The sequence below is a fragment of the Pseudomonas oleovorans subsp. oleovorans genome, from assembly GCF_002197815.1.
GTDB classification, from domain to species: Bacteria; Pseudomonadota; Gammaproteobacteria; order Pseudomonadales; family Pseudomonadaceae; genus Aquipseudomonas; species Aquipseudomonas oleovorans.
The window spans coordinates 1-10347 of the sequence record NZ_NIUB01000067.1; the positions used below are offsets into that span (position 1 = coordinate 1).

Consider the following 10347-nt stretch of genomic DNA (forward strand, 5'->3'; position numbering starts at 1 on the left):
CCGTGCTGTGGTCACGTCAGCGCAGACAACCGCAAGACCCAGGCACAGTTCCTGTGCGTGCAGTGCGGCTATGCGAACAACGCTGACGTGGTGGGCGCAATCAACGTGCTTCGCCGTGGTGAGGCACACCTGAGCAACGAAGGGCTGGACGTAGCCCGGTTAGCCTGTGAAGTGAACGGCGCTGTCAGGCCGTCAGCAGCAGGAACCTGTTAGCCGAGCAATCGGCTAACGCCTGTAAAGGAATCCCCCTCCTGAGCGGACACCGCGAAGGTGGGGGAGGATGTCAATTGTGGTAATCCTCCCAGCTGCTATGACTGTCTGCGATTTCTTCGTCTTTCATGATTGCCGAGGCGAGGGCCGAAGTGGTTAGACAAACCGAGCCAAACAGTTCGGCGCCATACTCATTGACGTACTTTGGTAGCAGCTCGACCAGCGAAGACTCTAGGTGGTCTGCACTGTATAACGACAAATCGACGGCATCCCATGCGCCGCAATCGACAGCCAAGTACCAGACAATCGCCAACTGGCTTGGCACAGGTAAATCGGCGAATTGCACAACGGAATAGCTGTTGCCAATGAGTGAATCCAGGCGGGCAGACATTGAACTTCTCTCGATAGTCATTAGAGGCTGCTGGTGAATGCCAGCATGTTGAGTGGATGTGCCAATACGTACAGAGGTGATGCGTGTCACTGGCAGAAAGACGGGGGTGAACAACAACTTCTGACTCCCCAAAGCAGGGAGCCAGGAGCAGGCGCGGATGGATCAGGCAGAGCCCTGCGCCTGGGCCAGCAGGCCGCGAACGCGTTCGATTTCCTCGGCGCTGTGAGGGGTGCCACCGGCATTCAATGCGAGATAGTGCGCCAGCAGGTCTGCACGCTTGGTGTAGGCGTGGATCGCGACCTTCATGTAAATGCGCTTCGGTGAGAACTGGGTGCCCAGCAGCTCCTGGGCGGAATAACCGAACGGCTTGACGTTCCCTTTGACGTACTCAGTCACAGCCGTGTAGCGCTGTAATCCATCCACGCACTGCAAGCCTTTAGGCAGGTCGGTTTGGGCGTCTTTATCGCCCCAGTCAGCACAGTTGAACTGGATTAGAAAACCGCTCGACGGAACGACACCACGCATGCAGTTCTCAATGAAGTGGGTCTGTTGCGCGGGGGTCCATACGTGGCCCCGCTGGAAGTCAGGGTTCAGCTCAAGGCCACCGTAGTCATTGCCCAGGTTAGCCAGCGACTTTTCCAGTGAGTCCCAGCGATAATCCGCGTGCCATTTGGCTGCATGCAGCGGCTTGATGATGCTCAGCAAATGCTGCTCGAACTCGGGAAGGTCGCGTGACATGTCGGTGATCCTCGTCGGGGCCGGATGGCCTGTTCTGGTGATGTGCCCATTGTCAGGTGCCCAATGGTGTGTCACCGCGACGAATGAATGATCGCAGAAATCGTCGAACCCTATGCTGGCGCTTGAGCGGCCAATACGGGGGATTGATAAAGCCCGACAGGCCGTTATCCTCCCAGGCAGACAAATACGCCTCGCTGCTTTAGCCCAGTAGGAACTCTGCATTGAACACCAGCACGCATCACAACAGTCGAGGCGGGGTAGCTGCCTACTTCACCGCTGCAATCACGATTGCGCTGACAGGCATGGTGCTGCTCACGATCCTAACGATGATTGCTACAGACAACTCCCGCTCCCGCGCTGACTGCTTACGTTCGGCCCAGGCCATCGAACAGTGCCCGCAAGCTAGCTGGTGGGAGGGCGTCTTGAGGAAGGGAGTCGGCCTCTGATGATGAAGGCACTCACTGGGCTGCGGAAACCGCTCGACTGAGTTCCGTCCAGTGCGATGCAAGCCAGCGGCCTTCAACGAGCCAGATGCAAGGCTTGCCCAGCGCTCCAGGATGCGGTTTGGTGAGGTCGTAGAGCGCGTAGTAAGTCCCGCAACGGGTCGAACCCCTCACTCGATCAACGTAATCCGTGTGACCGTGGTGCTTCATCAATACGAAGCGATGGTCATCACTCGTCCAATACACGCTCCGCTGGTGGCGATGGCATGTGCTACCGGCTAGCCAGTTGCGTGCGAAGTCATCCACACACTTCCGGTCAAAGGGGCTCTGGCTATTCAGCGCGTTTCCATTGGTGCCGCAGCTTCCGGCCCCCGATTGGATAAAGAGCGTGCTATCAGGCTGGAGCTGGCCAACTTCAAAAACATGCCTCACTTGGGTGCGGGGGTGTGTGCCGCCTTTGTCGAAGACTTCGCCCTGGCGCACGGTAAACCAGTGGTCATCAACGCTGATGATGTGCGTTTTGCTCTTGTCGAGGCTCGACAGTAGCTGCTTGACCGTCGCCCGTGGCTCTGGGGCAGTCATCGGTGTGACCTGAAATCCCATGTTGCGAATCAAGCACCAGCCGGCTACTGCTTGCATGCCCAACTGCGGATGCCAACCATACTTCTCAGCTTGGGAAATGATTGCCTCCAGCGCAACGCCGGTAGCAATGTGGATGGCATAGGGCACACAGTCACTCATGATTAGCAGCGCTCTCGTCTAGCCTGATGAATTACGGCCTTACCACGCATTGCAGACCTTGACGCGCTCCGCGACGGTGAGTGCTGCAAGCTTCTCTGCCAGTTCGATAGCAGTTGCATCGCCGCTTTGGCGGGCCTGCTCCAGGGCAATGTCGGCGAACTCTTGCTCGACGTTGCCATCCTCCAGCATCACATGAAAGATGCCGCCGCCTTCATTCCCCGGCTGCGCGAACCAATCCCGAACCATCTGGATCAGCTCCTGAATCTCACTCTTGTGCGTGGCGGGAGAAGTGGAGGGCATCGACACTACCGTGCATGTGACGCCCTCGAACGTCCACCACCATTGCGCCTGATGGTCGCCGACCTTGACCGTTAAACGGCCATTACCGCCCGGATCGTGGATGACTTCGCCGTGCTCGCCGCAATACTCGATCACGGCACCAGCCGGCAGCGGCTCACGCTCGATACTTGCCATGGTCAGGCTGCCCCCTTGGTGTTGGCTTGATCATCGTTGCTGCCTTGCCCGGCACCAATCTCGCGCCAGCCCTCGAACTCGCTGGAGGCGAGGTGCTTGTCGTCGTTGGTGGTGTCGGTGTAGCTGTATTCTTCGGCCCGCACCATGTTGACCAGCAGGTATTCGGTGCGCAGGATCACGCCGCCGAAACCCCGAGGCTGGTGAACGCGGATGGCCTCGACTGGCTTCCCAATCTCTGGCTTCGCCTCGTCGATCAGGGTGAAACCCATGGATTTCCAGCGGGCTTCGCGCTCCAGCTGGTATTCGGTCTTGATCTGCTGCGGCATGATTTCTGTCCTCTGGCCGACTACTGACGGCCAAGCATGGTTTTGATGGCGTCGGCGGCGTCATACAGCCCCAGCCGGTTGGCGATCACCCGAAGGTCGGCCAGCTGGGCTGCGGTCGAGTCCTGGCGCTGTGGTAGCTGCGGAAGGCTCTCCAGAACCGAGCGCAGGTTTTGAGGCATGGCCGGTCGTTGGGGCTTGTTGTCGATCCGCTCACCCGAGCGGCTGAAAACGGCGCCGGGCTCGGCGTCGAAGTCATGCTCATCCTGTGCCCGGCAGCGGGCGCAGGTGCAGTTGTGGGCGCCGTTGGGGTCGTCATCCAGGTGGCACAGTTCTTCGCCGCAGTCGATGCAGTTGCCGCGCTCATTGCCCATTGCTGCTCTCCTGTACCGCACTGCTGGCCTGCTCAGCCACGCGCTTGATGTTCTTGGCCGCGTCCACCCACGCAGCGGAGGCGGTTTTGCCTTCGCCCAGGCGCAGGCTCTCGCGGCCTTCCGGGAAGCCAGACCAGATCAGGTAGTAACCGCCGCCACCGTGGGTCGAATAACGCTTCTTGCTGGCGCGGGGATGGACCTCTTTGACCTTCTGTTCACTGGTGGCCATTGTTTTGCCCTTTCTCAGAGTTGGAATTCGCGTTGCGCTCAGCAGTGAGCCGATCCCAGAAGCCGTTGACCATTTCTTCGTGCCAGTCAGCAGGGGCGTCGGCGTTCAGGTCGCCGCCTTTGCTGATATGCCAGTCTGCATAGGCCCAGCCGGAGGCATAGCGGTCGGAGCAGTCATCCGGGACAGGCCTCGTCAATTTTCGGCTAGAGGTCACGGTTAAGGTCATGATGGGTCCTATGCTCTGTTATTCGCCGGATGCGGAACCAAGCGCAGTGAGCACTTCGTCAATGTCGTCAGTGGCGCTGCTAATCAGCTCATCGATCTGATCGGCAGCTTCACCCAACGCCTCAGCAGCCTGTTCCATCGCTTGGCCACGATCTGCCTGTTGAATACCTTCCGGGAGGTTGTCAAAGGCCTCTTGTTCCTCGCTCTGCAATTCCTCAACCTCGGCTTTCAGTTCCTCAAGCTCGCTGATGCGTTCTTTCAGTTCTTCGAACTGCTTGCAGATTTCTGCAATCCGCTTCCTACGGGTCTTATTCATTGCGAATCACTCGGTCAATCGGTCAATCGGCAGGCATAGATTAGGGCTGTCCGGCGTGTGTCACGCCGGATTCGCTTAAATCAGGCGGCAGGAGGTGCGCAAATCCCGATTCTCAATCGCGGAATCGAGAACATCCAGCGCCACCATGCCGGTGATCCAGGTGAAGCCGGCATGATTGGCCATGTCCTGAACCACTTCACGGGTCTCGCTCAGCGTCTGGACGGGCGGGAGCAGGTTCAAGTTACGGTTGTTGTTGGCCAGCCTCACCGCGTCCGTGAGCGAGTAGTCTGCGAACGGATGGCGGACGTTGGCGCTGCCGCTCAGGTCAATCGTGTGCGTCTGCATGGTAGGTTCCATTCTGCGGATCAGCAGTTTCAGAGTTCAAAGAGGGTGATGAAGCTTTCCACCGACCCGTCAATTTCGCTTGGAAAGCCACGGTCGTCGATCAACGTGGGCTTCCCGTTGCGCATGGTGATGTAGAAGGTTGTCCCCTCCAGTTCCTCCACCGAGCACCCATCCGCAGAGCTGACGGCTTCGAGCAGCGCCTTCCCGGTGTCGAAGAATCGGCACTCGTAAAGACGCTCTTTGTCCACGCTCACTTCCTTCGTGTTGATCTCGAAGTAGTTGCCGTTGTTGTTCAGGAGGAACAGATTTCCGGTTTCCTGCGACATGGTGCTCACCGTTGCTTGCTGAAATTGGGGCAGCTGAAATTCGGGCCAGTCTTCAACACAGTGTTGAGCCCGGTGTCGTCACTTACCGTGGCGATGATCTGGCACCCCGTTGTTGCAGCCACTCGCTCGCCGGCAATGGTGTCGATGAAATCGCAGCAGCCCTCATAAATTTGGCCCCAGTAGCGGCAGTTCTCGCACACGCGCTCGGCTTTCTGCTCGGCCTGTTGCCGTGCCGCCAGCAGCTCATCGAGAAGGGTGTTCACCCCCGAGTTGCCGAACGGCCCCAGCACGCCGGTAGCGTCGCACCAGCGGTCGGGATCGTTGCCGATCCCTTCGCTCAGGTACTGCCAGCCATCGGCTGTCTTGCGCAGCTCCAGCGAGCCGACTTGCAAGGTTTGGAATTCGCTCATCGTTTGCGTCTCCTTGGGCTGCGGTTAGTGAAGAAGGCTGCGTGGGATTTTCACGGTAGGGCCGTGCGTGTAGGCGACGATGGCGCGGCAGGCAGCAACCATGACGCCATCGTAGGTATCGAATTCGGTTCCGCCGTGGAAGCAATGGGCACTGCCCCAGAACTTCCCATCCTCTTTCCCGGACTCATGGTTGCCCATGACAATCGGGTACTTCATGACCAGCGGCCCGAGCTGATCCCAGCGCGTGGAAGGGCTGTAGTAGCCGCCGTTATGGCCCGCAGGCTTCGGGCCGATCTGGAGCATCTTGCCGCCAGGACGCTTGCCCCAGACCCAGTAACCGCCGTTGGCGGTATCGCAGAACCCCATCGGGTCATGCTGGATGGGCAGTTCCTCGATGGTCGCAATCACGTAGTCCAGTGCGCGGCCAATCAGAGTGCCAACTTCTACTTCAACCATTGCAGTGGTCCTTGTTCAGGTGATGTGCCCATTCTCAACCTGGGGAGGCTGTGTCACGGGGCGGGATGATCGATGCCCGCGAAATGCTCAGGCCCTGTGATGGGCATTCAGGATTCAGGCCGGGCGATGGCGCAAGTTCCTCGCGCCGCCGCTTGGGCTTCCAGCTGCTAGCGAGGCAGCGTGCTGGGGCCACAGGGCGCGGTAGTCCTCGATCTGCTCGGCCACGATTCGCCGAGCCCGGCCAATACCAACCCGGTGCCTGTCTCGCCAAGTGGTCTGGATGCAAAGCAAGGCATAGGCCCGCGACTGCCGCTGCTGGGCGGCAATGAGGTCGGCACCCTGGGGCGCGGTACTGCCAGTGTGGAAGGTGCTGCCGAACATGGCCCCGCTGACTTTGTTCCGGCGAACCGCTTTCCTGAACGACATGTGGTTATGCCTCCTGGCCGGCGCTGACCGGGCAAAGCTCGCGGACTTTCGCAGTGAACGCCTTGAGGTCTTCGGCCATAGCGTCCAGGCAGTCGAGTGGGACGGTCTTGGGCACTTCGATGTAGAGAGAAGGCGGTTCATCAACCAGAAGCGTTGCGTGGGCGATGCGCTTGGACTTGCCCTTGAGCGGGAAGGTCGCCGTCACGCAGCCACGGACGTTGCCGGATGGGGTGTCGAAAACGGCTGCTTCAATCTCAGTTTGGGTGTGCATGGCGATTCCTCGTCAGTGCCTGTTGATCAGGCCAGTGAGGAAACTTTCTCCCGGCAAACCCTGTGCCATCGCCCTAGCGGCGGAAAGACAGCAAACTGCCAAAACCAGTTTTTGGAACTGGCGGAGAGCGACGGGCGAAGGGAGAGGGCAGGGCGTGGCGCCTACTGCCGCCCGGTGTACCAAGCAAGGTCAGGCAGGCGCTTGGCAAGCGCTACCAAGCGCCCGGCGAGAGGCGGGGAGGCCAGGGCAAGCCCCCAGCTAAGCGCCAGCAGCACCAGCTCCAGCAGGGCCGCTAGCGGCAGCAGGGGAAGGCGGATCAGTCGTGGCATGGTTATGCCTCGTCCGCCTCTGTAGCAGGCGTCAGCGTGCAGGCGCAGGAAATCATGTAGCCGACACCAGCAATCTTGTGTTCGTGCTTCGGGCCATAAGACTGGAGGTGAGCGCGAACGCACTTGCTCAGGGCCTCGCCTTCCACGCCCTCGTTCAGCTCAATCGTGCTGGGTGGAATTGGCGTACCGTAGAAGATCGCGGAGGCAAGCTCGGTGTAGATGTTCCCACGCTTGAATTCTTCGGGAATGTCCTCCCAGGCAGGCAACAGGCGCTCCGTGGAAAATGCCAGCTCCGGCATGGTGATGGATGAAATCTGCTCGGGGGTCAGCGTGTAGGCCATGGTAAGTCTCGGTTCCAATTTTCCGGTTCGATGAATGGTTACTGGGGCAGCAATTGGTTCAGGCCGTCACGCAAGCACAGTGCTTGATCTTGGTAGCGCTCCGAACGGTTGCGAATCTGTCCGCAGGCAAGTCATTCAGGGCGCTCAGCGATTCGCCATCGTTGAGAATCACTCCATCCGCGTCTGTCATGTTCGATCCCTCTTGCTCTGCCCCGGCACGCCAGCGCCTGCCGAGGTTTTCATAGTTTAACCGTTGAGTGGCCATACTCCCCGGTCTGGGAAGTGAGAATGGCCAGTAGGCCCCGTACTCTCTGGGGCTTGGCATCGATCAGCAGGCCAACAGGTCAAGCTGCTGTGCTGGTGCGTTGCCAGTGAAGACGTAGCGGGCGAACTTCTCATTGAGGGTCGCCACGCGGTAGAGGGCGGTGTAGTCGGTCGGAAGCTCTACGTGAATTTCATCGCCGTGCTTGGTGTGCGGGTTGTTGGCCAGCACCCAGTCAACCGACTCCTGGTGGTAGCGGTCGGTGACTGCCTTGGTGTCGATGACAAGCTTCGTGTTGCTTGGCATTACCTGGGCGTTCTTGATCGCATCGCGGTAGGCCTTGATCTTGCCGCGATAGGTCAGCGGCTCAGCCAGCTCCGACTTCCATAGATTGGTGATGAACGAGTTCATAAAGCAGTGCGAAGCGTCACCACGCCAGTCGCCGTTGGCGTCCTGGGTGGCGTAGTGGTAATGCCCTTCACGCACCCGCATGAAGCGCGGGGTGTCCATGCTCACGACTTTGGACTTGGCCGGCTTGTAACCGAGGTTAGGATTGCGCGGCGCATATAGGACCTGGCTTACGGACTTAATAATCCGGCTGGCGCCGAAGTGGATGCCGTCATAGATTGCTGCCAGCAGCTCGGCGTCGTCGTACAGCGAAACGATCAGGTGTTCACCGTTCTCAAGCTTCACTGCGTCAGACTCGCGGCCTACGTTGACCATCGCAGCTTTGGCCCATGCGAAATTCTCGGTCGGGATCGGCGCCATGTAGTTGTTGACGGCGTACAGCTCGAACTTGCGGTCTGCAATCTCGACCGGGTTCTCCAGCTCCTTGAACCAGCCCTGGATGTAGCCCTCGGGGCTAATCTCGCGACCGCCAGCGCCTTTGGTCATGCCGCCCTCGCAGCTGGATGCAGCGCGGAAGATGTGGCGCATAACAGCAGGCAGCTCGCCAATCATGTAGCTGCTCCAGCGCGGGGTACGCGGGTAGCAGTTGGAGTCGTAGGTTTCCTCGAACAGCACGTACATGACCTTGCCGCTGGTGGCCTTGAACGCTGCTACCTGCTTGCCAGTCGATACAGTAGAGCCCATGGTGATTCCCCTTGTCTGGTAGGGCGGTTCGCCCTCGTTTCGGATGTAGCCAGTATCTAGGGGGATGGGCCGTGTCATCGGCGGCAGAGAAGAATTGCCGCAAATGCTCAGCCCCAATACTGGCAACCGAGGATAGGTCTACCAGCGGTAGTGAACGTGGAAGAAGTCGCCGGCCAGGGCGCCGCTGCCCACCGCTGCCGCAATCACGTCATCGACGTAGAAGTGCAGGTACTGGCCTCGCGTGTGCTCCGCTACCTCCAGTCGGCGCAGTTCTTCGGTTGTGATGGGAGATTCAACCTCGACCGCCGCGAAGTAGCAGGACTCGCCCTTGCAATGCCAGGGCCGCTGTATGACCGAGATTACCGCACCCTCCGGGCAGAGCGGGGCAAGGTGACGGGCAACTCAGTCCCGGATGGCGTCGGCGCCGATGGCGGCAACGGTGCTCGTCTCTAGAAGATGCGACATTGAGCGGCCTCCACTTCCCGGATTGCGGCCTGGGCCTGCTTACGTGCCTCTTGCAGCTCGTCGGGCTCCATCATGCCAATGCCGGTTTCTACCTGGGTGCCTTCGTGCTCCAGAAGGTTTTTCAGCGCTGCCAGCAGGTTGTCCCGTTGCTGCTCCGCCTTGAGATAGCGGTTCTGTGCGTCGCAGAGCTTATCGGCGTAGTAGGTGACTTCGCGCTTGACGTTGCCGCCCTTGAGGGCCACCAGCTGCTCGGTCGTGTAACCGTCGCAGGCGTTCACGCAAGCCACGATGCGTGCGGCATTGGCTTCGTTCTCGCTGTCGGTGCGGGATAGGCCTTTCACGTCAGTAACGTGGATGCCTTCGTCACCCATGATGGCAATGCCGTTCTGGGTATACCACTCCCGTTTCGAGCGCTTGGTCATCATGCTTGCTCCGAGCCCATGGTCAGGGAAGTGGAACGCCCAATGACTTTTGCGCCGGTCAGGCCTTGGGTCAGGGACAAGAACACTTCGAGTTCCGAAGCTGTGACTTCGAGGCATTTGGTTGCCTTGAAGACCAGTGCTCGCGGAAGGTCGATGCACTGCCATTGCAGGTCATCATCCTCAACGGCAACGCCGTTGTCCCCGTGCCAAAGGACTGCACGCTGGCATGCCTCGTCTTCGTCCTTGGCTTCGACTGGCACGAACGCCTCGGCAATCTGGCCGGCTACTTGGCCACGGTAATTCAGTTCAAAGCAGGTCACGCGGACGATGAACTCGCTCATGTAGGGCTCCTGTGAGGCATGCGCCTCGCTGATTTGGTTGTGCCCATCATCGGGGCGCCGACCCTGTGTCATCGCCGGCGAGGGTCAACGCTGCGCAGTTCCTCATTCCCCAGTCCTGGAAGCGACGAATTGCAGCTCGCGGGATGCTGGCGCCGGTCAAGAAAATGCCCGCTCATGGCGGGCATTTGGGTTGCCGGGGGCGGGTTCAGCTGGCCAGCAAGTCCAGTTGCAGGGTCGGTGCTGCTGGTGCTGCTGGTGCTGCTGCTGGTACTGGTTCTTCGGCTGCGAGGGGGATGCAGACGAACTTGGCGCAATCTTCATGCAGGCAGCACACGCGGTACGCCTGATGTTCGTCTTGCGGGACGGCCACATGGATTTCATGCCCAACGATGGTGTG

General features: G+C 59.7%; 22 protein-coding genes. 2 read left to right on the forward strand and 20 right to left on the reverse strand.

Annotation, left to right across the window (positions count from 1 at the left end; genetic code table 11):
• Positions 1–213 (forward strand): zinc ribbon domain-containing protein (locus PSOLE_RS22855; RefSeq protein ID WP_140418999.1); only part of this gene is annotated, 213 nt, incomplete at its 5' end.
• A gap of 70 nt (positions 214–283) precedes the next feature.
• On the opposite strand, the gene PSOLE_RS22860 is transcribed toward PSOLE_RS22855, so the two are convergent.
• From PSOLE_RS22860 to PSOLE_RS22945, 17 genes are all read right to left on the reverse strand, one after another.
• A complete protein-coding gene (locus PSOLE_RS22860) occupies positions 284–601 on the reverse strand; it encodes a hypothetical protein (protein ID WP_084343990.1) in 318 nt (105 codons plus the stop codon).
• A gap of 162 nt (positions 602–763) precedes the next feature.
• Entirely contained in the window at positions 764–1339 is a 576-nt protein-coding gene (locus PSOLE_RS22865; protein WP_020308202.1) for a DUF262 domain-containing protein, read from the reverse strand.
• A gap of 458 nt (positions 1340–1797) precedes the next feature.
• Positions 1798–2511, reverse strand: coding sequence for a hypothetical protein (locus tag PSOLE_RS22875; protein WP_037005098.1), 714 nt, complete (start codon positions 2509–2511; stop codon positions 1798–1800).
• 51 nt (positions 2512–2562) lie between these two features.
• Positions 2563–2997 (reverse strand): hypothetical protein, encoded by a 435-nt coding sequence (locus PSOLE_RS22880; RefSeq protein WP_020308199.1) that lies wholly within the window; start codon positions 2995–2997, stop codon positions 2563–2565.
• A 2-nt stretch (positions 2998–2999) separates the two neighbouring features.
• A complete protein-coding gene (locus PSOLE_RS22885; protein WP_020308198.1) occupies positions 3000–3323 on the reverse strand; it encodes a hypothetical protein in 324 nt (107 codons plus the stop codon).
• A 20-nt stretch (positions 3324–3343) separates the two neighbouring features.
• Positions 3344–3694 carry a hypothetical protein gene (locus PSOLE_RS22890; RefSeq protein ID WP_020308197.1) on the reverse strand — a complete coding sequence of 117 codons (351 nt, stop codon included), beginning with the start codon at positions 3692–3694 and terminating at the stop codon, positions 3344–3346.
• On the reverse strand, positions 3684–3923 hold the full coding sequence (locus PSOLE_RS22895; protein ID WP_020308196.1) for a hypothetical protein: 240 nt from the start codon (positions 3921–3923) through the stop codon (positions 3684–3686). The genes PSOLE_RS22890 and PSOLE_RS22895 overlap by 11 nt, the downstream gene beginning before the upstream one ends.
• Positions 3910–4149, reverse strand: coding sequence for a hypothetical protein (locus PSOLE_RS22900; protein ID WP_139205052.1), 240 nt, complete (start codon positions 4147–4149; stop codon positions 3910–3912). Before PSOLE_RS22900 ends, PSOLE_RS22895 begins: the two co-directional genes overlap by 14 nt.
• An 18-nt stretch (positions 4150–4167) precedes the next feature.
• Entirely contained in the window at positions 4168–4464 is a 297-nt protein-coding gene (locus tag PSOLE_RS22905; RefSeq protein WP_020308194.1) for a hypothetical protein, read from the reverse strand.
• A 75-nt stretch (positions 4465–4539) separates the two neighbouring features.
• Positions 4540–4809: a hypothetical protein gene (locus PSOLE_RS22910; RefSeq protein WP_020308193.1), complete on the reverse strand. Its 270-nt coding sequence runs from the start codon at positions 4807–4809 to the stop codon at positions 4540–4542.
• Between the two features lie 29 nt (positions 4810–4838).
• A complete protein-coding gene (locus tag PSOLE_RS22915; protein ID WP_139205051.1) occupies positions 4839–5135 on the reverse strand; it encodes a hypothetical protein in 297 nt (98 codons plus the stop codon).
• Between the two features lie 5 nt (positions 5136–5140).
• A complete protein-coding gene (locus PSOLE_RS22920; RefSeq protein WP_020308187.1) occupies positions 5141–5545 on the reverse strand; it encodes a hypothetical protein in 405 nt (134 codons plus the stop codon).
• 24 nt (positions 5546–5569) lie between these two features.
• The gene (locus tag PSOLE_RS22925) at positions 5570–6001 is read right to left on the reverse strand and encodes a DUF2591 family protein (RefSeq protein ID WP_020308185.1); all 432 of its coding nucleotides are present in this window, start codon (positions 5999–6001) and stop codon (positions 5570–5572) included.
• 430 nt (positions 6002–6431) lie between these two features.
• Complete coding sequence (locus tag PSOLE_RS22935; protein WP_020308183.1) at positions 6432–6698, reverse strand: hypothetical protein; 267 nt, start codon at positions 6696–6698, stop codon at positions 6432–6434.
• A gap of 161 nt (positions 6699–6859) precedes the next feature.
• On the reverse strand, positions 6860–7027 hold the full coding sequence (locus tag PSOLE_RS24185) for a hypothetical protein (protein ID WP_158212596.1): 168 nt from the start codon (positions 7025–7027) through the stop codon (positions 6860–6862).
• A gap of 2 nt (positions 7028–7029) precedes the next feature.
• Positions 7030–7368: a hypothetical protein gene (locus tag PSOLE_RS22940; protein ID WP_020308182.1), complete on the reverse strand. Its 339-nt coding sequence runs from the start codon at positions 7366–7368 to the stop codon at positions 7030–7032.
• A 328-nt stretch (positions 7369–7696) separates the two neighbouring features.
• Positions 7697–8722, reverse strand: a complete 1026-nt coding sequence (locus tag PSOLE_RS22945; RefSeq protein WP_020308181.1) for a hypothetical protein — start codon at positions 8720–8722, stop codon at positions 7697–7699.
• A 150-nt stretch (positions 8723–8872) separates the two neighbouring features.
• Here PSOLE_RS22945 and PSOLE_RS22950 point away from each other — a divergent pair, with 150 nt between their 5' ends.
• Positions 8873–9175: a hypothetical protein gene (locus PSOLE_RS22950; RefSeq protein ID WP_074861298.1), complete on the forward strand. Its 303-nt coding sequence runs from the start codon at positions 8873–8875 to the stop codon at positions 9173–9175.
• Here PSOLE_RS22950 and PSOLE_RS22955 read toward each other — a convergent pair.
• The 3 genes from PSOLE_RS22955 to PSOLE_RS24190 all read right to left on the reverse strand — a co-directional run.
• Entirely contained in the window at positions 9172–9612 is a 441-nt protein-coding gene (locus tag PSOLE_RS22955; RefSeq protein WP_139205043.1) for a hypothetical protein, read from the reverse strand. The two genes, PSOLE_RS22950 and PSOLE_RS22955, sit on opposite strands and share 4 nt — an antisense overlap.
• Positions 9609–9950, reverse strand: a complete 342-nt coding sequence (locus tag PSOLE_RS22960; protein ID WP_045632716.1) for a hypothetical protein — start codon at positions 9948–9950, stop codon at positions 9609–9611. Before PSOLE_RS22960 ends, PSOLE_RS22955 begins: the two co-directional genes overlap by 4 nt.
• A 205-nt stretch (positions 9951–10155) precedes the next feature.
• Positions 10156–10347, reverse strand: a 192-nt coding sequence (locus PSOLE_RS24190; protein WP_211281486.1) for a hypothetical protein, incomplete at its 5' end; no start/stop codon positions are given.